This window comes from Streptomyces sp. MA5143a (genome assembly GCF_900290235.1).
Lineage (GTDB): Bacteria > Actinomycetota > Actinomycetes > Streptomycetales > Streptomycetaceae > Streptomyces.
The window spans coordinates 74468-98393 of record NZ_OLMK01000063.1 but is presented as its reverse complement, the minus strand read 5'-3'; the positions used below and the strand labels follow the sequence as shown (position 1 = coordinate 98393).

Genomic DNA, 23926 nt, shown 5'->3' with positions numbered 1-23926 from the left:
GTGATCGTCAATCCTCTGGGTGGCGGTGAGCGAGTGGTCAGCGAGTGGTCAGCACGTGGTCAGTGGGATGTCATCGTCGGGCATCGACGGGTCAGTTGGCAGCCGATGAGCCGAAATATCGTGAGTTCGCGGCGGCGATCGCGTCCCAGTCGCCGTCGTGCGGGAAGCGGACAACGTCCCAGGTGGCGTCGAACAGCCGCTCCTCGGCGTCGGCGTCGCGCAACGCGGTCACCTCGGTGTCGGGGCCGTCGACGAACACCGCGACGTTGGCGCCCGGGAGCCGGTACACGAAATCCGGTGCCGCGTTCGCCTCCGTGAGGAAGGCGTCCTTCTCGTCGGGGAGTCGCAGGCCGCGGGCCTTCACCCAGCCCAGGAAGTCGTCCTGCGCGACGAGCTCGGACGCCGAGGCCTCGACGGCCGTCGGAGCGGCCGGGGATGCGGTCGGGGATTCCGCCAGCAACCTCCGGTACTGCTCCGACCTCGACTCGCCCCGCGACTCCCGCCGCGCCCTCGCCGACGCGAAGCGCACCAGCAGCCCGGCCACCGTGTGCCGGTTGATCTGGGCGTGGTCGAGCTGGTTGCCGTAGGTGAGGAGGCACTCGTAGCAGCCGAGTGCGCAGGCTCGTCCCGGGCGGTGGGCCTCGTCGCCCTTGTCCTTGCCGTCCTTGGAGAAGTGGCAGATCTCCAGGGCGCGGCTTGCCGCCTTGGCTAGGGCGTCGTCCTCGGCCTGGAGGCGGCGCAGCACGCCGGCGCCGCCCTCCGCCGCCTCCATGAAGAGGATGCGGCGCCGCGGGCCGTCGTCCGGCGGCAGAAGTTCGCTGGAGAGCTCGGCGTCCTCCAGCTCGAAGGCAGCCTCGATGCCGCGCTCCAGGGCGTACATCAGGGTGAGCGCGATCGGTTCGGGCAGCGCCTCGTCGAGGGTGACGACGAGGATGTTGCGGCGGTCCTCGACGAACGGGATGACCCGCTTCTTGCGGCGCCGCTCGTTGCCGTCGGCGTCCACCAGCGGCAGCTCGCTGGAGTCGCCGGACGCCTCCGACGCGTCCTTGTCGTTCATCCAGCGGCCGTCGGCCAGGTCCAGCCAGTAGCCCGGCGGCTCGTCCGTACGGGCACGCACCCGGCCGGTGTTCGTGATGCGGACCGTCGCGGAGTCGCCGTAGGCGATCTGCGCCATCTGCCCGTCCGGGTCGGCGATCGTCGCGTTGAGGCGGCCCTTGCGGATGCCGTGGTCGTGGAAGCGGTACGAGGTCTCCAGCCGGAAACCGGCCCGGCGCCGCTCCTCCTCGTCTGAGGAGATCCGCTCGCGGCGGGTGGTGTACACGGTGTGCAGGTGCAGCAGGCCGTACGTCGCGGCGCCCAGGGTCTCGTCGCAGAAGCCGCAGCGGTCCTCGCGTTCCTTGGGCTCGTGGTGGTAGCCGCAGTTCGCGCAGCGGCGGGCCTCGCCCGTGGTCAGCTCGCCGGAGGAGTCCGGTGGCAGCTGGATGCGGGTGACCTGGTAGCGGGCGCCCTCGTGGTAGATCAGGGCGCCGGGGCCGAACTCGCGGATGGCGAGGAAGCGGGGGCGCTGGAGGTAGTCGCCGTCGCCGCGGCGGCGGCCGATCGTCGGGATGTACGCGGCGAGCGGCAGGCGCGGGAAGCTGTAGCCGGGCAGGAAGCCCTCGGAGGCCAGGTAGCGGTAGGGGTTGAAGTCGGAGAGGACCGACTTGCTGTCGACGCTCTCGTTCATCAGCAGGTTCAGCTGTGTCTCGGCCTCGCGGCGGCGGGCGTTGGCGCGGTTGCGGTCGCCCTCGGTGAGGCTGTAGTCGAGGCGGCGCTTGTTCTGGACGTACTGGTCGTCCAGAGCGGCCCGGAACAGGCTGCGCCAGCGGTCGAAGGCGCGGTCGAAGCGCTCGGCGACCGTGCGGACCTTGTCGTCGATCCAGTCGTCGTGCCACCACGTGGTGTCCGCGAAGTCCCGGAACAGCGGGCCGAGGACGCGCAGCGCCGCGTTCACCGTGCGCCGCTGGGCGCCGTCGTCGTGCGCTGCGTCCCGGATGTCGGGCAGGAGGTGGAGGGCCGGGTCCGGGCGGTCCCCGGAATCCGGGTACGACACGTCGAGCACGTCGGGGATGGAGCGGCCGAGGCGCAGGCCGGCCTCGGCGATCCAGATGCCCTGGAGGTGGGAGAGGACCAGGTCCTCGTTGGCGAGGTCCAGGCGGGGTGGGGCGACAGCGCCCGCCACCATGCGCCAGGGCTGGCGGAAGTAGTACTGGTCGTGGCTGTTGCCCGTCGCGCAGTACGTCGTGACCAGCGCGGGCTGGCCGCTGCGGCCCGCGCGGCCGGAACGCTGGGCGTAGTTGGCGGGCGTGGGCGGTACGTTGCGCATCATCACCGCGTTGAGCTCGGAGATGTCGACGCCCAGCTCCATCGTCGGGGAGCAGTACAGAAGCTTCAGCTCCGCCTTACGGAAAGCCTCTTCGCGGGCCTCGCGGTCCTCCGGGGACACCTGAGCGGTGTGCTCGCGGGCGTAGAGACCGGACAGGGCGTCGGCGGTCTCCCGGTACAGCTTGAGGAAGAACGTGTTGATGCGCGGCCCGTCACCGCTCTGGTAGGTGCGGGTCAGCGGGTCGTGCGCGCCCGCCTCGCCCCTGCCCGCGCGCCACACCAGCGACTGGGCGGCCACCCGGTAGCCGGTCGTGGTCGTCGACGAGGCCCGGCGGTAGCGGCCGGTGCGCTGCGGGGCGACCTCCACCTCCTTGACCAGGCCCGCCTTGGTGAGGACCTTCAGCAGCTCGGTGATGATCAGCTGGAGGTCGTCCTGGTCCAGGTCGCGGAAGGTGCGGTCCGTGCGCCGCAAATACTTTCCGTACTTGCCGCGTGCTGACAGGAACAGGCTCGAACGGTCCGTGCCGGGCCGGGACGGGTGTGGGTAGGCGGTGCCGACCCGCGGCTTGTCGGCGGCGGAGAGCACCCACGGGTCGACCAGCCGCTCCTCGCTCGCGCGCTGGAGGGAGTCGAAGGCGTCGTCACGGAAGTACGACACGTCGATGGCGAGGGAGCGGCGCATCTCGTCCAGGAGCGCCTTCATGACCTCCGCCCGCAGCGCCGGGTCGGCGTCCCTGAGCGCCTGGTGAGTGCCCTCCCAGCGGTCCTGCTTGTCGGCGACCCAGCCCAGGTCCTCGTAGTCGATCTCCAGCAGACCGGTCTGTTCCAGGTTGGGCATGGTGATGCGCCAGCCGCGCTCCAGGTCCAGGTAGAGCCGGAAGGCGACCACGTCCCGCAGTGTGCGGGCCGCGTTGCGGGCCAGCGATGGCGGCAGGTCGCTCTCGCCGGTGTAGTCGGCGGGCGAGACGGCGAGGGCGTTGGTCACCGCCGAGGCCAGCTCCTCGTGGTGCAGACCGTCGTCGCCGGCGTCCAAGGCCGCCCGGTACAGGGCCCCGCGCAGCTGGGTGATCTGCACGAAGTCGTTGAAGTGGCCGGCCTGGAGAGAGGCGTCCTGCCGGTTGTCGACGAAGGTGAGAAGCTTGCGCGCCTTCTTGTCGAGGGCCTCCTCGGGCACCGACTTCAGCGAGCGGACGATCGACGCCGAGACCAGCGAGGTCGCGGAGGAGCGGCCCTCCTGGTCCAGGGTCGCCAGCTTGGCGAAGTCCCGCCCGCGCGTCTGCTCGTACGCCACCCCGCAGTGCAGGCAGAACAGGAACGGCGACGGGACGAACGCGGCCTTCAGCTCGCCCTGGCCCTCCCGGCCGAACGGGTCGACGGTGACGGCCCTCGGCACCCGGTCGCGGTAGGCACGCTTGACGACCTCCTGGCCCTTGTCGTCCAGCTCCAGCCAGGACTCGGGCAGTCGGCGGTCGTCGACCGCGTACTGCACGTTGGACGGCCACTCGCGCTCGTGGTCGACGTAGAGGTAGCCGTCGCCCTGCCTGCCGCCGGTGGCCGAGGTGTCACGGCGGGCCTCGTAGCGGACCTCACCGTCCTTCTCCGTGCGCCACACCGTCAGGTACTCCTGGCCGCACTCCCGGCAGAACGCCAGCGGGATCAGCGACTTGCCGCCGCTGCCCGGCTGTTCGAGCTGGTAGGAGCGGGTCAGGTGGCGGGAGGATTTGTCCTCCAATGTGACGTAGACGGTGTCGCCCTTGGAGAGGAACTGGTGCAGGCGGAACGCGAACAGCGGCCGTTCGTTGCGAGGGTTGAGCGCCTGCGAGCCGGCCTCCAGGGTGGCGCGGATCGCTTCCGCGCACTGCTCCTCGTCGACGCCGGACATCTCGTGGAGCGCCCGTGCCGCGACCTCGATCTGGGTCGGCGCCCGGCGCACCAGGCGGCCGGTGGCGTCGTCCTCGGCGAGGCCGAAGCGGTCCTCGATCCAGCGGGCGAGCGGGTCGCGCACCAGGTCGTCGTAGGCGCGAGGGGCGGGAGAGGTGAGGCGCTCGGCCGGTACGGTGTCGGGGGCCTCGCCGGTCGCGCGGACCAGGGTCTCGCCGATGACGTGCTCGGGGCGGACCTTCGTGCCGAACAGGGTGCTCGCCACACCGGCGACGACCTCCCGCTGGTCCGCCAGCGTGCCCTCCGTCGACATGGTGGCCGACGTACCGATGCACTGCAGGTTATCCGCCTGGCAGGCCTCGCGGACCCGGCGGATCAGCAGGGCGACGTCGGCGCCCTGGCGGCCACGGTAGGTGTGCAGTTCGTCGAAGACGAGGAACTCAAGACCCCGCGCCATCTTGATGAGGCTCGCCCGGTCGGCCGGGCGGGTCAGCATCAGTTCCAGCATCACGTAGTTGGTGAGCAGGATGTCCGGCGGGTTGTCGCGGATCTCCTTGCGCCTCTCGTCGTCCTCTTGGCCCGTGTAGCGGGCGAAGGTGACCGGCTCGCGCCCCGCGCCGTAGCCGTCGCGCAGGTACTTCTCCAGCTCCCGCAGCTGGCTGTTGGCGAGCGCGTTCATCGGATAGACGATGATCGCCCGCACCCGCTTCGGGGCGTTCGGGCCCTCCTCGTCGCGCTCGCGCAGCACCTTGTCGACGATGGGGACGATGTAGGACAGCGACTTGCCGGAGCCGGTCCCGGTCGTCAGGACGTACGACGCCCCGGACGCGGCCGCGTCGATCGCGTCGCGCTGGTGACGGTGCAGGAGCAGCGGTCGGCCGTCGCAGACGGTGCCCCCCTCGGTCTTCTTCGCCTGGAAGATGCGGGCACACTCGGGGTGCAGCACCTTCTGCTGGGCGAGCTCGACCACCGTGCCGCCGCCCTGGAAGAACGGATTGAGCGACAGCCAGGGGTTCGGCCACTGGGACTTGTCGTCGAGGTCCTTCTCGACGTAGGCCTTGACACGCTCGTCGCGGATGACGGTGCCGCCCTCGGTGAAGGAGCGGTAGTCGCGGATCAGGGCCTGGTGGACACCGAAGACGTCCATGCCGGCACTGGAGCCGGTCACGGGGGCAGGTTGCTGCGGCAGGGCGGTCGCCGGGGCGGGGGCGGCCTCACGCAGGGGGAGCGTCGGGTCCCGCTCACTCCACACGGGGACGAGGCAGGTGTCGTCCGCCGGGACGGCGAGCGGGAGCAGGGCGTCCCGTACGGTCACGGCGTCGGCGGGGCGGTTCGCCGGGTCCTTGGCCAGCAGGCGGTCCACGAGCCGGGCGAGCTCGGCGGGGACCTCGGCGCGGATCGCGCGGACGGGGCTGGGCTCCTGGTGGACATGCCGCTCAGCGAGCTCGTACGCCGACTCGCTCGTGAACGGGGGGACGCCGACGAGCATCTCGTACAGCACGCAGCCCAGCGCGTACAGGTCGGCGGCCTGGGTCACCTGCTTGGCCTGGCACTGCTCCGGCGCCATGTAGCGGGCGGTGCCCACGCTGACGCCCGTGCTGGTCAGACGGGTCTGGTCCGGGTCGTCGACGATGCTGCCCATGCCGAAGTCGAGCACCTTGACCGTGCCGCCCCGCGTGAGCATGACGTTGGCGGGCTTCAGATCCCGGTGGACCACGCCCTTCGCGTGCGCGGCCGCGAGACCGGCGGCGATCTGGGCACCGATGGCGGCGACCCAGGCCACCGGGAGCTGCGGCTCCTCCTCGATGAGGTCGCGCAGCGAATCACCGTCCAGGTACTCCATGGCGAGATACGGCAGATCGTCGCAGTCCGCGGCGATGCCGCCGGCGACGAGCCTGGTGATGTTGGGGTGATGATCCAGCTGGCGCATGATGTTCACTTCGCGGGCGAAGCGCTCCACGGCCTTGGTGTCGCCGCCGGTGTCGATCCGGCCTCCCGTGCGCCGACGCAGGATCGTCTTCACGGCGACGGTACGCTCGGGCGAGCCCTCGGGAGCGTGCAGGTCCTGGGCCCGGTGGACCTCCCCCATGTTGCCCCGGCCGATGACGCGCCCGATACGGAATCTGCCGTCGACGAGCTCCTGGCTCACTGCCGCTCCTCTGCCTACTGCCCGCGCTCTCCCGGTTCCGCAACGGAGCGCGCCCCCTCATCTACTGCCGCACGGCCCATGGTGTCAGAACGGACAGTGAGGCAGCCGTTACCGTACACGAGTTGATCCCTCTTGGGTAGAGCATTGGCGTGTTGACATCGTCAACGGATGCTTTTTTGGCTTACTGCTCGACGCTTTGCCGTCCGGAGCCGTCCGCGCCCGTAGACCCCGCGGCCCGGACGCGGCTCGACCATCGTGATCAGGGCGTGGCCGGGACGGACGCCGTACGGGCCGACGGCGGCCAGCTCGGCGTAGGTGGCGCTTCGGGTGTCGTCCGACATGGATGCTTCCCTTCCTTCCTCCACCGGTCGCCCATACTCTGACGCCCCGTCAGATAGAGCGCCAGCCCCTGGAGGTAGCGATGACCCCGCCCCTGCTGAACGGCAAGACCGTCGTCGTGTCGGGCGTCGGAGCGGGACTCGGCCGGCGGGTGGCCGCCGCGGTCGTGCGGGACGGCGGGAACGCTGTGCTGGGGGCGCGTACGGAGGCGCACCTCGCCAAGGCCGCGGCGGAGCTGGACCCGGCCGGCGCGCACACGGCGTACCGGGCCACGGACATCACCGACGAGGCGCAGTGCGAGGCGCTCGCGGCGCTGGCGCGGGAGCGGTTCGGGGGCGTGCACGCCGTGGTGCACGTGGCGGCCTGGGACAGCTGCTTCGGGGGCCTGGAGGACGCCGACTTCGCGACCTGGCAGGCGGTCCTCGACGTGAACCTGCTGGGCACGCTGCGGATGACGCGGGCCTGTCTGTCGGCCCTGAAGGAGGCGGGCGGCGGGTCCGTCGTCATCATCGGGACGCAGTCGTCGGTCGCCGCGCCCTCACAGGTGCGGCAGGCGGCGTACGCGGCCTCCAAGGGCGCGCTGACGAGCGCGATGTACTCGCTGGCCCGGGAGTTGGGCCCCCACCGGATACGGGTGAACACGGTGCTTCCGGGGTGGATGTGGGGGCCGCCGGTGGAGGCGTACGTCCGGTTCACGGCGCACGGCGAGGGGGTTCCCGAGGAGCAGGTGCTGGCGCGGCTCACCGAGCGGATGGCGCTGCCCGAGCTGGCCACGGACGGGGATGTCGCGGACGCGGCGGTCTTCCTGGCCTCCGACCGGGCGCGGGCGATCACCGGTCAGTCGCTGCTGGTCAACGCCGGGGAGCTGATGCGCTGAACCCGGGGGCGGGCCCGATGGCTTGAGCTGATCGTTTTCAGCCAATCAGTTGTTCACGTACATGAACCAGGGTCATCGCGCAGAACTCTTTTGCCCTCTCTTGACCTACCCCTTCCTTGCCGCGGGCATGTCACCCCACCCAGAGTTCACATGCCTGACCGTTCACATGCCTGACCCTGGCGGCGGACCCTGGAAGGGGGCCCATGAACAGTCTCGACTGGGCCGTGCTCATCGGCTACTTCGGTGTGATGGTCGCGATCGGCGTCTGGTCGCACAAGCGAGTGGACAACGTCAGCGACTTCTTCACCGCCGGCGGCAGGATGCCCTGGTGGTTGTCCGGCATCTCGCACCACATGTCCGGCTACAGCGCGGTGATGTTCACCGGGTACGCCGGAATCGCGTACACCTGGGGCGTGACCTCGTTCGTGACGTGGTCCTTCCCGATCGCCCTCGGTATCGCCATCGGCTCCAAGCTGTTCGCGCCCCGCATCAACCGGCTGCGGTCCCGCCTCCATGTGGCGTCACCGCTGGAGTATCTGAAGAACCGCTACAACCTCGGGACCCAGCAGGCGCTGGCCTGGTCCGGCATGCTGCTGAAGATCGTGGACGTCGGCGCGAAGTGGGCCGCGATCGCGACCCTGCTGTCCGTCTTCACCGGGGTCTCCCTGAACCAGGGCATCCTCATCACCGGCAGCATCACCGCCGTGTACTGCACCATCGGCGGCCTGTGGGCGGACGCGCTCACCGAACTCGGGCAGTTCGTCATCCAGTTGCTGGCCGGCATCGCGATGTTCGTGGCCGTCCTCGTGCAACTGGACGACTACGGCGGCTTCTTCGGCGTCTGGGACCGCCCCGAGCTGAAGGGGCACGCGGAACCCCTCGTCGGCCCGTACGGCACCGTCTTCCTCCTCGCGTTCCTCTTCATCAAGCTGTTCGAGTACAACGGCGGCATGCTCAACCAGGCCCAGCGCTACATGGCCACCGCCACCCCGTACGAGGCCGAGCGCTCCGCCCGGCTGTCGGCGATCCTGTGGCTGGTCTGGCCGCTGGTGCTGTTCTTCCCCATGTGGATGTCGCCGCTGCTCGTCACCTCGGAGAAGGGCGACGGCTCCGACACCTACGCCCTGATGACCGAACAGCTGCTGCCGCACGGGCTGCTGGGTCTCGTCATCGTCGGCTTCTTCTCCCACACCATGGCGATGTGCTCCTCCGACGCCAACGCCATCGCCGCCGTCTTCACCCGCGACTGCGCGCCGGTGATCTGGCGCCGGGCGCGGGCCTGGAGCGAGGGGCAGGGGCTGCGGGTCGCCCGGATCACGACCGTCGTGTTCCTCGGTCTGTCCATGGCGGCGGCCACACAGGTCAACTCCCCCGCGTTCAAGGACATCATCACCGTCGTCATCAAGTGGGTCGCCGGGTTGATGGGGCCGATGGCCATCCCGATGATGCTGGGCCTGCTGCGGCCGTTCCGCCGCTCCGGCCCTACGGCCGCGCTCACCAGCTGGGCTTGCGGGCTGTTCGCCTTCTGGCTGGTGAACTACCCGATCCACTGGAACGTCGAAGGCGGCGTCCCGCTCCAGTACCAGGTGTCCATCCCACTGGCGGTGTCGCTGGTGCTGTACATCGTCATCGGCTTCATCAAGCCGGAGGACACCCCGGAGCGGCTCGCCATCATCGAGATGATCAACACGGACGGCGACGGCGACGGCGACGGCCGAGGCGGCGCGGGAGCCGCGGCGGCGGTCCCGGCCCCGGGGCCGGGGCCGGGTTCGGGGAAGGACGCGGCCAGCCCGACGGGGGTCTAGGACGACGCGCCCAGTGTGCGGCGCAAGGCCGCTCCGGGCAGGAGAGCCCGGGGTCGGCCCTGCGGCGTGCGGCGGGCTACTTCTCCAGGCGCATCAGCAGGTGTCCCCGCCGGAACCGCTCCCCCTCACGGGGTTCGCGGAGCATGCGGCCGATCTCGGTGAAGCCGAACTCGGCGGTCAACGACGCGAGTTCGTCGATCGGCCAGCGGTAGGCCGTCGTCACCTTGTGGTCGAACTCGGTGACCGGCCCGCCCTCCGACTCGAAGAAGCCGAGCACGAGGTGGCCGCCGGGCGCGAGGACGCGGCGGAACTCCGCGACGTACGAGGACACGTCGCGCGGCGGGGCGTGGATCACCGAGTACCAGGAGACGATGCCGTCCAGCTCGTCGTCGGCCAGGTCGAGCGCGTGCATGGAGCCGACCTCGAACCGCAGGTCGGGGTAGGACTCCCTGGCCAGCCTGATCATCACCGGCGACAGATCGATCCCGAGGACGTCGAGCCCGAGGTCCCGCAGATACGCCGTCACACGGCCGGGGCCGCACCCCAGCTCGGCGACCGGCCCGCCGTCGACGGCCCGCACGGAGTCGGCGAACGCGGCGAGCATCGCCCGGTCCAGCGGCAGGGAGTCGAACTCGTCCCTGGCCAGTTGGGCGTAGAGGACGGCGATGTCGTCGTACGCGGCCGCTGTCGTACTGAGATGCGAGGGGAGTCCAGTCACAAGCGAGGACCCTAGAGCCCCGCCCCCGCGTAAACCACCGTTTTCCGCCAGGTCAGACGGTGAACGCCTCCGGACCGAACCTGCCCCAGGCGATGAAGGCCGCGAGTGCGAGATAGACGACGTTCAGCGCCACGAACCGGAACTCGCCGAGTCGGCCGTGGGTGATCATCGCGCCGATCATCAGCAGCACCCAGCACACGGCCGTCACCGGCACCACAACCGGCGCGACCCCGAGTGCGGCGGGCAGGAGCAGGCCGAGGGCGGCCAGGAGTTCCAGCACGCCGAGGGCCTTGATGAGGCCCGGCTCGATCCCCGCGGTCCATCCCCCGCCCGGCGCCCCGGCCAGCTTCTCCCTCGGCACGAACGTCTTCGTCACACCGCCGGTCAGCGCCACCGCGGCCAGCAGTCCCGCACCGATCCAGAGGGCGAGGTTCATGACAGCCACACTCCTGTCGCTCGTTGCCGGACCGGGCCAGCGCGGCAGGGTCCGACAACGAGACGAGCCGGGGCGGCCGTTTGTGACACGGGGGCCGGCCGTGGCACGGAACCGAACTTCAGCCCAGGCGGGCCGCGATGGTCCGGGCACAGGTGAGGGGGGCGCTGTGGGTGGTGTCGATCTCCAGGTCGTAGGTGACGTCCCTGTGGACCAGGGTGGCCTGGAGGGCGGCCATGCCGTGGGGGCGGTCGCCGCGGGCGGCCTCGCGGGCCGTGGCCACCGCGCTGTCGCAGTGGACGCCGACCCACAGGACGGGGAGGTCGCCGACGGCGTCGCGCCAGCGGCGCTGGGAGGCGGCGCCGCCCAGGAAGACGTCGTCGACGACGACACGGGCGCCCGCGCGGACCATGGCCGCGACGCCCGCCGCCCAGGCCGCGTCCAGCACCTGGAAGTCGGCGCCGGTGCTCACCGCGCCGTCCTCCGCGAAGTCGATGCCCTCGTCCGAGGACCGCATCCGTTCGGGCATCGCGTCCACGAGGGTGTCGACGCCGAACGCCAGCCAGGGATCCGGCAGCACGGTCTGAAGGCTTCGCGCGATCGCGGACTTCCCCGAACTGGAGCCGCCGTTGAGGATGATCATCCTGGTGCTCATGGCGTCACCGTAACCGCAGGGGCGTGGACGCCCGCCGGGTGGCGCACCATGAACACGTCCACCGGGTCCTCGGACTCCGTGGTGAAGCCGTGCCGTTCGTAGAGGCGGCGGGCCGGGCTGCCCCGCAGCACGTTGAGGCGGACCACGGTGGCGTCCCGGTCGCAGCGGGCCAGCAGTTCCCGCAGCACCGCCGTACCGGTGCCGGAGCCGTGCAGGTGCGGGGCCAGGTAGAAGTGCTCCAGCCAGTGGGCGTCGGCGGCGGGGCGGAGCGCCACACAGCCGACGGGTCGGCCGCTCACCTCGACGATCCAGGTGTGGGCCGCGTCGAAGCCGTCACGGAAGCGCCGGCGGACCCGGTCCTCGTCGTAGCGGCCGAGACGCTCCAGGTCCGTCCGCATCACCACGGCCCGCAGCTCCGCCAGGTGCTCCACATCCGCCACCGAGGCCCGGCGCAGGGTCCAGTCCGCCATGGGTTCCTTTCTCACCTGCCGGGGCTCTCAGCCGCGCGGGTAGCGCGCCAGCCAGCCCGGTACCGCTCCGTTGGGGCTGTGCAGGGCGGGGCCCTGGGTCATCTCCAGGGCGAAGTCGTCGGCGAGGACCAGGACGGTGGGGCGGCCCTCCAGTTCGGCCAGCCAGGCAGGGGGGAGCGCCGTCTCGCCGTGCAGGGCGCCGAGGAGGCCGCCGGTCAGGGCACCCGCCGCCTTCGAGGGGCCGCTGTGGTTGACCGAGAGGCACAGGCCCTGACGGACGTCCTCGCCCACGAGCGCGCAGTAGACGGCGACCGCGAGCAGCCGGTCGGCCGTGCCGGGGTCGGCCAGTTCCTCCACCAGGGCCGAGGACGGCGGGCCGCTGCGGACGGCGGCCAGGGCCTGCTGGAGGGCCTCGGCGACGGGCTGGTGGCCGGGGCGGGCGGCGAGCAGCACCAGGGCCTTCCGCACGGCGGCGTCCATGCTCTCGCCCCGGGCCAGGGCGTGCACGAGGACGGCGTACGAGCCGGCCGTGAGGTACGCGGTGGGGTGGCCGTGGGTCTGGGCCGCGCACTCGACGGCGAGCTGGAAGACGAGCTGGGGCTCCCAGCCGACGAGGAGGCCGAAGGGGGCCGAGCGGGCGGCGGCCTCCGCACCGGTCTCACCGGGGTTCTTGGGGGCGTCGAGCGTGCCCATCATGTCGTCGGCGAAGCCCAGCAGGCAGACGCGGGACGGGTCGCGCCGGGCGTACAGCCACTCCTCGCGGGCGAGCCAGCCGTCGTCCTTGCGGCGCTCGTCGGGGCCCCAGTCCCGCTGCGTCGCCGCCCAGCGGAGGTAGGCCCGGTGCAGATCGGTCGGCGGGTGCCAGGCGCCGGTGTCGCGGCGTACCTGGGCGCGGATCAGGCCGTCGACGGTGAACAGGGTCAGCTGGGTGAGGTCGGTGATCGCGCCGCGTCTGCCGTAGGCGGGCGCCAGGTCGGGCAGGCCCTCCGGGCCGTACGCCTCGCGGATCCGGGGCAGGGTCAGCGCCTCGACGGGCGCGCCGAGGGCGTCGCCGACGGCCGCGCCGAGCAGCGTTCCGCGGACCCGGCTGCGGAAGTCCTGCTGTTCGGCCCGCCCCCAGACGGCCCCGGCTGTCGCACCCACCCCGGCCTCCTCACGGCCCCACCCCGTACGTCAGTACGTAAGTACATCCGTACGCCCGTACGGCCCGACAGTCCAGCACTGTAATCGAACAGGAACAGTCGCCTCAGGGGTCTCGACGAGCACGTTCCGGCACGAGGAAGGCAACCCTTGCGTGCCCTCGGCGGTCAGACGGTCAGATGTGAACCATCGGCGTCCTCTGATCCAACTCCAGGAGAATCCGTGCCTCTTCGCACCAGCCGTCGCACGCATCCCGGCACGGCCCGTCGTGTGCGCGGCCGTGCGGTCGCGGGCTGCGCGGCCGTCGCCGTCGCGCTGGCCGCTCCGCTCGTCACGGCCGGCCCGGCCGCCGCCGTCCCGAAGGCGCCGGTCGTCGACTTCAACGGCGACGGTTTCGCCGACCTCGCGACCGCCGCGCCCGATGCCACCGTCTCCGGTGTGCAGTTCGCGGGCTATGTCGCCGTCGTGTACGGGTCCTCGGCCGGCGCCGACACCGCCCACCCGCTGATCGTCTCGCGGGCCCTGCCGTGGGTGCCCGGCGAGCCCTCGCCGCACAATTTCGGCATGTCCACGGCCGCCCGCGACCTCGACGGGGACGGTTACACCGACCTCGTCGTGGGCGCCTACCGGGGCGCCGCCGTGCTGTGGGGCTCCGCGAGCGGTCTGTCCTCCGCCACCGCCCTCGACGGCGCGGTCAGCCATCTGGCCGGCGGTGACTTCAACGGCGACGGCAAGGACGACCTCGCCCTCGGCAACAACGGCCTCCTCCAGGTCCGCCTGGGTCCGTTCACCCGTGACGGGACCCCGGCGGGCACCAACGTCTTCCCGGAGGACGAGAGGAAGGAGACCTGGGACGTCATCGCCGGTGACATGAACGGTGACGGCAGGGACGACCTCGTCACCACCCACGGCTTCGAGGAGCGGTCGTACGCGACCCTCTGGTGGCCCGGCACCGCGACCGGCATCGACACCGAGCACTCCCGGACCACCGGGTCCGCCTCCGTCGGCGGAGTCGTCGCCGACGTGGACGGGGACGGCTACGGCGACTACGTGGGACGGCGCGTCGACGCCGTCTCGGAGACGCGGATGTACGAGGCGGGCAACGTCCGGGTCGTGTACGGCGGCCCCGACGGACCGAGCAGGCGGATCACGAGCATCACGCAGGACACGGCGGGCGTGCCCGGCGTCTCCGAGGCCGGGCACCGCGACGATGACGACAGCGACTACGGCGACCAGTTCGGCGCGGCGCTCGCCGCCGGGGACGTGACGGGCGACGGCTACCCGGACATCGCGGTCGGCGTGCCCGGCGAGGACATCGGGTCCGTCCGCGACGCCGGCTCGGTGGTCCTGCTGAAGGGCGGCCCCTCCGGGCTCACCGGCACCGGCGCCCAGGCCTTCGACCAGTCCGACACCGGGGTGCCCGGGATCTCCGAGGCCGGTGACCGGTTCGGTGGGACCGTCGCCCTGCTCGACGTCAACGCCAACGACCGCGCCGACCTCGCCGTCGCCGCGCCCACGGAGGACGGCACGTACGAGAACTCCGGCGCGGTGTGGCTGTTCCGCGGCTCCAAGGCGGGCCTGACCACGAACAACATCACGTCGTTCGGGCCCGCCGTCCTGAAGGCGCCGGAGAAGGGCGCGCTCCTCGGCAGCGCGTTCGCCAAGTAGGCCCCGCCCCGTCCCGCCCCACCCCGTACGGCCGGGGGTGGGGCGCACGTTTCCGGCCAGCACGTGGCCGCTGATTCCGGCCCAACGCGCCGAAAACCAACTGGGGTTGGTCGGATCGCGCGGGACATAGTTGATCCATGTCCGCTGATCTGAGACCTCGTTCGTCCCTTCTTCCCCTCGCCTCGACGCTCCTCGTCGGCACCGTCGCCCTCTACATGGCGCTCGTCGCCTTCAGCAACATCACCGACTTCGGCACCAACCAGCAGTTCGTACGGCATGTTCTCGCCATGGACACCACGTTCAAGGACGAGGACCTCATGTGGCGGGCGATCACGTCGAAGGGCCTTCAGGACGCGGCGTACGTCGCCATCATCGTCTGGGAGACGGTCGCCGCGCTGCTCCTCGTGGCGGCCACGTACTTCTGGGCCACCGCCCTGCGGTCCCGCGCGTTCCACACCGCCCGCCGCTACAGCACCCTCGGTCTGCTCATGGTCCTGCTCCTCTTCGGCGCCGGCTTCATGGCGATAGGCGGCGAGTGGTTCGTGATGTGGCAGTCCAAGAGCTGGAACGGCCTCGACGCGGCCCTGCGCGTGTTCCTGCTGAGCGGTGTGGTCCTGCTGGTCACCTGCCTGCCGCAGGACGACCCGGGGAAGGGCTGAGCCCCGGACGCACAGGACCCCCGCCGTCGTACGGACCGGCGGGGGTCATGGCTGTCAGGGCCCGTTCAGCAGAGGCAGGGCTCCGTGCCCCAGCCCAGTTGACGGACGTCACGGTCGTCGAGGGCGCCGGCGAAGGCGTGGACCTCGTCGACGTCGCCGCGCAGGTACTCGCCCCAGCCCTCGCCGACGTGGGCGCGGCCGACCTGGAGGGGGCCGGAGCTCTCCCAGCCGTCGGGGAGGTCCGCGGTGGCCTCGGCGTTCGTCGTTCCGTCGAGGTAGAGCCTGATCCGGTCGGTGGCGTCGTCGTAGACGACCGCGAGGCGCCGGCCCGTCCCCTGGCCGCCGTCGGCCAGGGCCGCCTGGGCGACGACGACCTCGGCCGCGCCCTCCTCGTCGGCCACGGGCATCACCAGCTGCCAGGCCTGCGCGGTCGGCTCGTAGCGCACCTTGAACGCGTCGGTGTGCGTGCCGCCCTGGGACAGCACCGTCATCGGGCGGGACGGCTCCGCGTCCGCCAGACGTACGACCACGCCGATCGAGAAGCTGTCCGAGGTGTCGAGGACGGGGCCCGGGGTGGCCGCGTGGCCCGTCTCGCCGTCCAGGGTGAGGTGGCCCTCGCCCACGAGGGCGTCCGGTACCGCCGGGCAGTCCGGGTCGAGGTCCGGGACGCAGGAGCCGTCCGGGCCGCGGTGGATCGCGGCGCCCGTGCCCAGCCTCAGCGGCGTACCGCCGTCCTGCTCGGGGCTCGCTCCGTCCGTCGCGTTCTCCAGCGACCAGTGGCCGAGGGAGCGCGGCCCCCGGTGCGCGAGTTCGGCGGCCTCGGTGGGGACGACGACCCGGTCGTGGACCCGGATGCCGGCGAGCCCGCCGTGCCAGCGGTCGTGGTGGCCCCGGCCGTCACGGGCGCGCCCGATCTGGAAGTCGCCGGTGGCCGCGCCGGGCTCCGCCTCCGCCTTGGTGCCGACGGCCCGGCCGTTGACGTACAGCTGGGCCTCGCCGGTCTCGGCGTCGTACACGCCCAGCAGGTGCGCCCACTCGCCGGTCTCCGGCGCGCCGCCCGTCACGCGGGCACCGCCCACGGTGAACGACCACGCCGGCCGCTCGCCGCGCGCGTCGAGGCCGAGCGCGAAGGCCGAGTCGTCACCGGCGTCCTGGGCGGCGACGGTCATGGTCCGGTCGGTCTGCGCGGGCCGCGCCCAGCCGCTGACCGCGAACGTCTTCCGGGGGTCGGCGACGGCCGGGCCGCCCGGGGTGAGATACCCGTGGCTGCCGCCGTCCAGGACGGCCGCCGAGGCGAGGCCCGTGCCGGAGGGTGCCGCGCCGCCGAAGGTGACCCCGCTGCCCGCCTCGGCGGCGGTGCCGCTCTCGGCGGCGGCGGTCGTCGAGCCCGCCGGGTCGGCGAGGTTCCAGTGGGCGACGGGGGCGCGGCCGGACTTCACGAAGAAGCGGTACGACGTCTCGCCGCCGCTGCGCCCGGCGCGGTCGAGTGCGCGGACCTCCAGTGTGTTCGGTCCCGAACGGAGCGGCAGGAAGGGGATGGTCACGGCCCCGCCCGGCTGGTCGGGCCGCACGGTGTCGTACGGGCCGCCGAGGAAGCCGTAGCGGTAGGCCACCACGTCGTCCGAGGGCGAGTCCATGGTGAAGTGGCCGTACACGCCGACGCCGTCGACCCAGAGGACGTCCTCCGGGTACTCGGGCGAAGTGACCGTGGCCTTCTCCGGGTTCGTGTCGTCGTACACGAACTGACAGACCGAGCCCTCGCCCTCCGAGCTCCAGGGCGACTTCGCCGTGCCGTCGTCGGCTCGCACGTGCCAGGAGACGACGGTGTCGGCGGGGATGTCGTCCCACGGCAGCCGGAAGGTGAACGGGCTGCCCGAGAGCTTCTGCGTGGTCGTGGCGGTGCGTCGCTGCTCACGGCCGTCGCGGTCCGTCCACCGGACCTCGAACTCGCCGGCGACACGGCCGCCGTCGGTGTCGTTCAGCACCGCCCGGACCAGCGGTGGCGACTCCGCGATGTACGCCTTGGCGTCTCCGGTGGCGCACGCCTTGCCCTCGGTGCTCAGATCCGCCACCAGCGGCCGCTTCGGCGGCGCCGCCGCGTGCGCGACGCCGGGCAGCGCGGCGACGAGCGCCGCCACCGAGCACCCCACCGCCAGCAGCCCCCGGCCGCCGGACCTCCGTAACGTCCCCAACTGTCCCCTCCCCCATGAGCCTTGGGCTCGTGGATCACACGAGCCGGAGAAAGCTAACAGGAGTGACGGACGGGGCAGTAAGGGTTTTCAGTCCACGACGGGCAGCAGCTCCGGCAGATGCCCGTCGGAGGCGGCGGCCGCGCGCTGCCGTTCCTCCGGTACGGGGCCGTACAGGGTGGTGCGCGGCCGTGCCGGGCGGCCGGCGGCTTCGGCGACGGCGACGAGGTCCCGCACGGACTTGTACGAGCCGTACGAGGAGCCCGCCATGCGGGAGATCGTCTCCTCCATGAGGGTCCCGCCGACGTCGTTGGCGCCGGAGCGGAGCATCTCGGCGGCGCCCTCGGTGCCGAGCTTCACCCAGCTGGTCTGGATGTTGGGGATCCACGGGTGGAGGAGGAGGCGGGCCATGGCGGTGACCGCGCGGTTGTCGCGCATGGTCGGGCCGGGGCGGGCGATGCCGGCCAGGTAGACCGGCGCGTTGGTGTGGATGAACGGCAGGGTCACGAACTCGGTGAAGCCGCCGGTGCGCTGCTGGATGCCGGCGAGGGTCCGCAGATGGCCGAGCCAGTGCCGGGGCTGGTCGACGTGGCCGTACATCATCGTCGAGGTGGAGCGGATGCCCAGCTCGTGGGCGGTGGTCACCACCTCGATCCAGGTGGCCGCGGGCAGCTTGCCCTTGGTGAGGACCCAGCGGACCTCGTCGTCGAGGATCTCGGCGGCCGTGCCGGGGACGGAGTCCAGGCCGGCCTCCTTCGCGGCCGTCAGCCACTCCCGGATCGACATTCCGGTGCGGGTGGCGCCGTTGACGACCTCCATGGGCGAGAACGCGTGGACGTGCATCCCGGGCACGCGTTCCTTCACGGCCCGCGCGATGTCGAAGTACGCCGTGCCGGGCAGGTCGGGATGGATGCCGCCCTGCATGCAGACCTCGACGGCGCCCACGTCCCATGCCTGCGCCGCGCGGTCGGCGACCTGCTCCAGCGACAGGGTGTACGCGTCGGCGTCGGTGCGGCGCTGCGCGAAGGCGCAGAACCGGCAGCCGGTGTAGCAGACGTTCGTGAAGTTGATGTTCCGCGTGACGATGTACGTGACGTCGTCGCCGACAGCCGTCTTGCGGACGTCGTCCGCGACGCGGCACAGCGCGTCGAGGGCGGGGCCGTCCGCGTGCAGCAGGGCGAGGGCCTCGTCGTCGCTGAGCCGGGTCGGGTCGTCGGCGGCCGTGCGCAGCGCGTCCCGTACGTCGGTGTCGATGCGCTCGGGTGCCATGCCGGGCGCGGCGGCCTCGCGCAGGGCGCCCCAGTCGCCGTAGACGGAGTCGAAGTCGTCGCGGCGGTCGCCGGTACGGCCCTCGGTGTCGATGGCGGTGTGCAGGTCGGTGCGTCCGGCGGCGACGAAGACCTCCTCGGGCTCCTGCCACGGGTGCCCCTCGACGACCGCGTCCGGGAGGGCGAGGCCGGTCTCCGGGTCGGCGAGCGCGCGGACGTGCGGCAGGAGCCGCGGGTCCAGCCAGGGCTCGCCGCGGGTCACGAACTCCGGGTACACGCAGAGCCGTTCCCGCAGCTCGAACCCGGCGGCGCGGGACCGTTCGGTGAGCTCCTCGATCTGCGGCCAGGGGCGCTCGGGGTTCACATGGTCGATGGTGAGGGGCGACACCCCGCCCCAGTCGTCGATCCCGGCGGCGATGAGGCGCTCGTACTCGCTGTCGACGAGGTTCGGCGGGGCCTGGATGCAGCCCGAGGGGCCCATGATGAGCCGGGCCACGGCGACGGCGGCCACCAGCTCGTCGAGTTCCGCGTCCGGCATGCCGCGCATCGCGGTGTCGGGCTTGGCCCGGAAGTTCTGGATGATCAGTTCCTGGATGCCGTGGTAGGCGCGGGAGACCTTGCGGAGCGCGAAGAGGGACTCGGCCCGCTCCTCGTGGGTCTCGCCGATGCCGAGGAGGATGCCGGAGGTGAACGGCACGGACGACCGCCCCGCGTCCTCCAGGACCCGCAGCCGTACGGCGGGCTCCTTGTCGGGGGAGCCGTGGTGGGGGCCGCCCGGCTCGGACCACAGCCGGGTGGCGGTGGTCTCCAGCATCATGCCCATCGAGGGGGCGACCGGCTTGAGCCGCTGGAAGTCGGTCCAGCTCATGACGCCGGGGTTGAGGTGGGGCAGCAGCCCGGTCTCCTCCAGGATGCGGATGGAGATCGCGCGGACGTAGGCGATGGTGTCGTCGTAGCCGTGCGCGTCGAGCCACTCGCGCGCCTCGGGCCAGCGGTCCTCGGGCTTGTCGCCGAGGGTGATCAGGGCTTCCTTGCAGCCGAGGGCGGCGCCCTTGCGGGCCACGTCGAGGACCTCGTCGGGCGACATGAACATCCCGTGGCCGGCCCGGCGCAGCTTGCCGGGCACGGTGACGAAGGTGCAGTAGTGGCACTTGTCGCGGCAGAGCCGGGTGAGGGGGATGAACACGCTCTTGGAGTACGTGATGACGCCGGGCCGTCCGGCCTGCGCGAGCCCCGCGTCCCGCACCCGGGCCGCCGACGCGGCGAGGTCCTCCAGATCCGCGCCGCGCGCCTGAAGCAGCACGGCCGCCTCGGCCACGTCCAGCGCCACGCCGTCGCGGGCACGTTTCAGGGCGCGCCGCATGGAGTTCTGGGTGGGGCCGGTTCCCTGGCTGGCCTGGCTGGCGGAAGTCGTCATTCGTCGAGCATACGAGCGACGGGCGGGGTGGCCTCGGGGCGCCTCGTGACTCGGGGGCGGATCTCGTCGGCGACCGAGGGTGGGTGGGGGCCGGTCGCGCGGTTCCGCGCGCCCCTGAAGGGTCGGGCGACCCGTCGATCACTGCCCGGTGATGGATCACCGGTGATTACCGTTCAGTAATTCCGCCCGTTATTACCGGCCGGTATCCCGGCGGCCGATGCCGCTCCTTCCGTGCGCCTTTCCTGAGGAATCGGTGAACGCCATGTGCGGGATTCCGTCACCCGGCCTCCCGGAACCGAAGTTACTCGTGCCATAGACGATCTTGAACTTTCATTTTTCCTCAACTCGCTGTCAAATACGTTCACTTGAACCATCACGCGGGTCACGAATGACCGCGTTCAGGAAGGAACCCCCCACAAGTGAGCAGCAAACCCTGGACGTTCAGGGCGGCGGCGACCGGTGTGGTCCTCACCACCGCCGCGGCGACGTTCACGACGTTCACCTTCGTCACCCCGCAGACCGCCACGGCCCACACGCCCCCCGCGGCAACGGAGCACGGCCACCCGGCAGACGCCCACGCCACGCACGAGCACGACTTCGAGAGCCCGCTGAGCAGGACGCAGGCCGCCCAGCGCGAGGAGGCCCTCAAGCAGCTCATATCCGGCGACGCCACGGTCAAGAACCGTGACGGCTCCAAGGTCGTGCGGCTGAAGAGCGAGAAGGGCGACCCCAAGTACGTCGAGCTGGGGCGCGAGAAGACCGACCGGATCTTCACGGTCCTCGTCGAGTTCGGCGACCAGACCGACGACCGCTACGGCGGCACGCCCGGCCCCCTGCACAACAAGATCGCCAAGCCGGACCGCAAGAAGAACAACACGACGGCCTGGCGGGCCGACTACGACCGCGAGCACTACGAGCAGCTGCTCTTCGGCACGGGCAAGAAGACCGAGTCGATGAAGAAGTACTACGAGAAGCAGTCCTCGGGCCGCTACTCGGTCGAGGGCGAGGTCTCGGACTGGGTCAAGGTCCCCTACAACGAGGCCCGTTACGGCTCCAACAAGTGCAAGCCCGACACCTGCGCCTGGCAGGTCGTCGCGGACGGCGTCACCGCCTGGGCCGAGCAGCAGAAGGCGGCCGGGCGCACGGACGCCCAGATCAAGACGGAGCTGGCGAGCTTCGACACCTGGGACCGCGGCGACTTCGACGGCGACGGCGACTTCAACGAGCCCGACGGCTACATCGACCACTTCCAGCTCGTCCACGCCGGTGAGGGCGAGGAGGCCGACGGCGGACCGCAGGGCGAGGACGCCATCTGGTCCCACCGCTGGTACGCGTTCGGCGACGACTGGGACAAGACCGGCCCCGAGGGCAACAAGCGCGGCGGCGCCCCCATCGGCGACACCGGCATCTGGGTCGGCGACTACACGATCATGCCGGAGAACGGCGGCCTCGGTGTCTTCGCCCACGAGTACGGCCACGACCTCGGTCTGCCGGACCACTACGACACCACCGGCAAGGGCAGCAACTCCACCGGCTCCTGGACCCTCATGTCGGGCGGCTCCTGGCTGGGCCGGAGCAGGACCGAGATCGGCGACCTGCCGGGCGACATGACCGCCTGGGACAAGCTCCAGCTCGGCTGGCTGAACTACGACCGGGCCAAGGCCGGGAAGAAGTCCACGCACACGCTGGGCGTCGCCGAGTACAACACCAAGGACAAGCAGGCCCTGGTGGTCGAACTGCCCAAGAAGCGGGTGAAGGTCGACGTCGTCAAGCCCGCGGACGGCACCCAGGAGTGGTGGAGCGGCAGCGCCAACAGCCTGTCCAACACGCTGACCCGTTCCGTGGACCTCACCGGACGGACCTCCGCCGCGCTGACGCTCGACGGCTGGTGGGACATCGAGAAGGAGTACGACTTCCTCTACACCGAGGTCTCGACCGACGGCGGCGCCACCTGGACCGCCCTCGACGGCACCGTCGACGGGCAGCCGATCAGCCGTGACGGTGGCGGCACGCCCGCCCTGGACGGCACCACCGACGCGTTCAAGAAGCTGTCGTACTCCCTGGACGCCTACGCGGGCCGGAAGATCGAGCTGCGCTTCCGCTACCAGACCGACCAGTACGTGGCCCAGAAGGGCTTCGTTGCCGACCGGATCACCGTCACGGCCGACGGCACGCCCCTCTTCTCGGACAACGCCGAGACCGCCGACCCCGCCTGGACGGCGGTCGGCTTCTCCCGCTTCGGCGGCTCCTACACCACGGAGCACGAGCAGTACTACATCGCCGAGAACCGCCAGTACGTGTCGTACGACCAGGCGCTGAAGCTCGCGATCAACTCCGTGCGCCCCGGCTGGGTGGAGCGCTACCCGTACCAGAACGGGCTGCTGATCTGGAAGTGGGACACCTCGCAGCAGGACAACAACACCAGCCAGCACCCCGGTGTCGGGCTGTTGCTGCCGGTCGACGCCCACCCGAAGGCCCTGAAGTGGTCCGACGGCGAGCTGGCCGGCAACGACCACCAGACGCACGACTCGACGTTCACCCTGGGTCGCACGGACGCCTTCACGCTGCACTGGGGCAAGAAGGTCACGCTGAAGGTCACGTCGAAGAAGGGAGTGCCGGTCTTCGACGACCGCGCCCACACCTACTACGACAAGAGCAACCCCACGGGCGGCGTCAGAATCACCGACACCAACACCAGGATCCGGATCGTCAAGGAGGCCAAGGACGGCTCGACGGTCACGGTCCGGGTGGAACCGGCGGGGAAGTGACCACGGCCCTGGACTGATCGCGCGGTTCTCCCGCGCCGCTGAGAAGCACGGGGCGCAGCCCCGGCCGCTTCTCAGGGGCGCGGGGAACTGCGCGATCCACCACGACGGGCCCGCAGCCGGCCGACCGCCCCACCCGGCCGTCGCGGCGCCGCCTACCCCACGAACTCCCCGTACTGGTCCAGCAGCGCCAGCACCTCCCCCTCCCCCGCCGGAGGCAACTGCACCACCGCCTCCTCGATGCCCAGCTCCGCGTAGTACGCCAGCTTCCCCGCGCTCGGCTGGACCGCGTACGGCACGACCCGCAACGCCGCCGGGTCCCTTCCCGCGTCGGCCCACGCCCCCCTGAGGGCCGGCAGGGCCTCGCTCAGCCCCCGCCCGCCGATCGGCAGCCATCCGTCCGCGTACTCGCAGATGTGGGCGAACAGCTTGGGTCCGGCCGCACCGCCGACGAGCGTGCGCGGCCCCACCACCGGGCCCCGCGCCTTCTGCGCCGGCTTCGGGTACGCGTGGCTCGCCCGTACGCTCCCGAACCGCCCCTCGTACGCCGTCGGTTCCTCCGCCCACAGCGCCCGCATCAGCGCCATGCGGTCGCGGACGAGGTCGCGCCGGGTACGCCACTCGACGCCGTGGTCGGCGGCTTCCTCCACGTTCCAGCCGTAGCCGAGCCCGAGGGTGAGGCGGCCGCCGGAGAGGTGGTCGACGGTCGCGATCTGCTTCGCGAGGTCGATCGGATCGTGCTGGGCGACGAGCGTGATGCCGGTGCCGAGCCCGAGCCGCTCGGTGACGGCGGCTGCCTGGCCGAGCGCGACGAACGGGTCCAGCGTGCGGCCGTACTCGCGCGGCAGGTCACCGCCCGCCGGGTACGGCGTGGTCCGCTCGACGGGGATGTGGGTGTGCTCGGGGAGGTAGAGCCCCGCGAAACCGCGTTGCTCCAGCTCACGGGCGAGCCTGGTCGGAGTGATCGTCTCGTCGGTGAGGAAGATCGTCACGGCGATGCGCATGCGACATCTCTACCGGCGCGCGACGCACTTGTCCATACCGACCGGTCGGCACAAATGATCGACTGCCGCCCGACGCACGGCGCGACCATCGCGACTCGGCCAACTCGAAAGCCGCCGATCCCCCT

General features: G+C 71.5%; 15 protein-coding genes. 5 read left to right on the top strand and 10 right to left on the bottom strand.

What is annotated here, in order from left to right; genetic code table 11:
* Positions 1-91 precede the first annotated feature (91 nt).
* Positions 92-6394: a protein kinase domain-containing protein gene (locus SMA5143A_RS25845; RefSeq protein WP_107465242.1), complete on the bottom strand. Its 6303-nt coding sequence runs from the start codon at positions 6392-6394 to the stop codon at positions 92-94.
* Positions 6395-6555: 161 nt separating this feature from the next.
* The gene (locus SMA5143A_RS25840) at positions 6556-6735 is read right to left on the bottom strand and encodes a hypothetical protein (RefSeq protein ID WP_107465241.1); all 180 of its coding nucleotides are present in this window, start codon (positions 6733-6735) and stop codon (positions 6556-6558) included.
* Positions 6736-6815: 80 nt separating this feature from the next.
* Here SMA5143A_RS25840 and SMA5143A_RS25835 point away from each other — a divergent pair, with 80 nt between their 5' ends.
* Both SMA5143A_RS25835 and SMA5143A_RS25830 read left to right on the top strand, forming a co-directional pair.
* Positions 6816-7610, top strand: a complete 795-nt coding sequence (locus tag SMA5143A_RS25835; RefSeq protein WP_107465240.1) for an SDR family oxidoreductase — start codon at positions 6816-6818, stop codon at positions 7608-7610.
* 203 nt (positions 7611-7813) lie between these two features.
* Positions 7814-9415 (top strand): sodium:solute symporter family protein, encoded by a 1602-nt coding sequence (locus SMA5143A_RS25830; protein ID WP_107465239.1) that lies wholly within the window; start codon positions 7814-7816, stop codon positions 9413-9415.
* Between the two features lie 76 nt (positions 9416-9491).
* On the opposite strand, the gene SMA5143A_RS25825 is transcribed toward SMA5143A_RS25830, so the two are convergent.
* From SMA5143A_RS25825 to SMA5143A_RS25805, 5 genes are all read right to left on the bottom strand, one after another.
* Complete coding sequence (locus SMA5143A_RS25825) at positions 9492-10133, bottom strand: class I SAM-dependent methyltransferase (RefSeq protein ID WP_107465238.1); 642 nt, start codon at positions 10131-10133, stop codon at positions 9492-9494.
* A 52-nt stretch (positions 10134-10185) separates the two neighbouring features.
* Entirely contained in the window at positions 10186-10569 is a 384-nt protein-coding gene (locus tag SMA5143A_RS25820; RefSeq protein ID WP_107465237.1) for a DoxX family protein, read from the bottom strand.
* A 118-nt stretch (positions 10570-10687) separates the two neighbouring features.
* Complete coding sequence (gene cpt, locus SMA5143A_RS25815; protein WP_107465236.1) at positions 10688-11221, bottom strand: chloramphenicol phosphotransferase CPT; 534 nt, start codon at positions 11219-11221, stop codon at positions 10688-10690.
* Positions 11218-11691 (bottom strand): GNAT family N-acetyltransferase, encoded by a 474-nt coding sequence (locus tag SMA5143A_RS25810; protein ID WP_107465235.1) that lies wholly within the window; start codon positions 11689-11691, stop codon positions 11218-11220. Before SMA5143A_RS25810 ends, cpt begins: the two co-directional genes overlap by 4 nt.
* A 27-nt stretch (positions 11692-11718) precedes the next feature.
* The gene (locus SMA5143A_RS25805) at positions 11719-12834 is read right to left on the bottom strand and encodes an ADP-ribosylglycohydrolase family protein (protein ID WP_107465234.1); all 1116 of its coding nucleotides are present in this window, start codon (positions 12832-12834) and stop codon (positions 11719-11721) included.
* 219 nt (positions 12835-13053) lie between these two features.
* On the opposite strand from SMA5143A_RS25805, the gene SMA5143A_RS25800 reads away from it, so the two are divergent.
* Together SMA5143A_RS25800 and SMA5143A_RS25795 are read left to right on the top strand one after the other, a co-directional pair.
* Positions 13054-14499 (top strand): FG-GAP-like repeat-containing protein, encoded by a 1446-nt coding sequence (locus tag SMA5143A_RS25800; RefSeq protein WP_308812049.1) that lies wholly within the window; start codon positions 13054-13056, stop codon positions 14497-14499.
* Between the two features lie 137 nt (positions 14500-14636).
* Positions 14637-15158, top strand: a complete 522-nt coding sequence (locus tag SMA5143A_RS25795) for a DUF2165 domain-containing protein (RefSeq protein ID WP_107465233.1) — start codon at positions 14637-14639, stop codon at positions 15156-15158.
* 65 nt (positions 15159-15223) lie between these two features.
* On the opposite strand, the gene SMA5143A_RS25790 is transcribed toward SMA5143A_RS25795, so the two are convergent.
* Entirely contained in the window at positions 15224-16795 is a 1572-nt protein-coding gene (locus SMA5143A_RS25790; protein WP_375136547.1) for a LamG domain-containing protein, read from the bottom strand.
* 642 nt (positions 16796-17437) lie between these two features.
* Positions 17438-20032, bottom strand: a complete 2595-nt coding sequence (locus tag SMA5143A_RS25785; RefSeq protein ID WP_107465232.1) for a bifunctional FO biosynthesis protein CofGH — start codon at positions 20030-20032, stop codon at positions 17438-17440.
* Positions 20033-20451: 419 nt separating this feature from the next.
* On the opposite strand from SMA5143A_RS25785, the gene SMA5143A_RS25780 reads away from it, so the two are divergent.
* Entirely contained in the window at positions 20452-22800 is a 2349-nt protein-coding gene (locus SMA5143A_RS25780; RefSeq protein ID WP_107465231.1) for an immune inhibitor A domain-containing protein, read from the top strand.
* 152 nt (positions 22801-22952) lie between these two features.
* Here the strand turns inward: SMA5143A_RS25780 and SMA5143A_RS25775 are convergent, their stop codons facing one another.
* Positions 22953-23801 (bottom strand): TIGR03619 family F420-dependent LLM class oxidoreductase, encoded by an 849-nt coding sequence (locus tag SMA5143A_RS25775; protein ID WP_107465230.1) that lies wholly within the window; start codon positions 23799-23801, stop codon positions 22953-22955.
* Positions 23802-23926: the final 125 nt, after the last annotated feature.

Bases quoted from the DNA above. Each gene is read 5' to 3' on its own strand.
- SMA5143A_RS25810 (WP_107465235.1), bottom strand. From the start codon at position 11,691: ATGGCGGACTGGACCCTGCGCCGGGCCTCGGTGGCGGATGTGGAGCAC.
- SMA5143A_RS25840 (WP_107465241.1), bottom strand. From the start codon at position 6,735: ATGTCGGACGACACCCGAAGCGCCACCTACGCCGAGCTGGCCGCCGTC.
- SMA5143A_RS25820 (WP_107465237.1), bottom strand. From the start codon at position 10,569: ATGAACCTCGCCCTCTGGATCGGTGCGGGACTGCTGGCCGCGGTGGCG.
- SMA5143A_RS25775 (WP_107465230.1), bottom strand. From the start codon at position 23,801: ATGCGCATCGCCGTGACGATCTTCCTCACCGACGAGACGATCACTCCG.
- SMA5143A_RS25835 (WP_107465240.1), top strand. From the start codon at position 6,816: ATGACCCCGCCCCTGCTGAACGGCAAGACCGTCGTCGTGTCGGGCGTC.
- SMA5143A_RS25785 (WP_107465232.1), bottom strand. From the start codon at position 20,032: ATGACGACTTCCGCCAGCCAGGCCAGCCAGGGAACCGGCCCCACCCAG.
- SMA5143A_RS25795 (WP_107465233.1), top strand. From the start codon at position 14,637: ATGTCCGCTGATCTGAGACCTCGTTCGTCCCTTCTTCCCCTCGCCTCG.
- SMA5143A_RS25830 (WP_107465239.1), top strand. From the start codon at position 7,814: ATGAACAGTCTCGACTGGGCCGTGCTCATCGGCTACTTCGGTGTGATG.
- cpt (WP_107465236.1), bottom strand. From the start codon at position 11,221: ATGAGCACCAGGATGATCATCCTCAACGGCGGCTCCAGTTCGGGGAAG.
- SMA5143A_RS25790 (WP_375136547.1), bottom strand. From the start codon at position 16,795: ATGGACTCGCCCTCGGACGACGTGGTGGCCTACCGCTACGGCTTCCTC.